Source organism: Streptomyces sp. SID3343, from assembly GCF_009865215.1.
Classification (GTDB): domain Bacteria; phylum Actinomycetota; class Actinomycetes; order Streptomycetales; family Streptomycetaceae; genus Embleya.
Genome location: NZ_WWJX01001590.1, coordinates 1 through 240, shown reverse-complemented (window position 1 = coordinate 240; position 240 = coordinate 1). Strand labels below are relative to the sequence as shown.

Sequence of the window (240 nt, the reverse complement as noted above, 5' to 3'; positions counted from 1 at the left end):
CGGCGGCCACGGCCGCGGCCGAGGACAGGAAGGCGGCCGAGGACGCCGAGGCGGGCGAGCCGGACGAGAGCGCCGAAGCGGCGGACGACGCGGCCCCCGCCCCGACGCCCGCCGCGAAGCCCGGCAAGGCCGGCGGCCCCGCCCCTGCGGGCACGAGGAAGGCACAGCCCGCCGAGAGCCCGGCCGCGGCAGCCGACGCCGCCCCGGACGCGGCCACACCCGTGGCCACGCCGCCCGCCG

Annotated in this window: 1 pseudogene; it reads left to right on the top strand. The window is 84.2% G+C overall.

The features are described 5' to 3' along the window. A pseudogene (locus GT354_RS50495) lies at positions 1-240 on the top strand (2-oxoglutarate dehydrogenase, E2 component, dihydrolipoamide succinyltransferase); the annotation flags it as partial.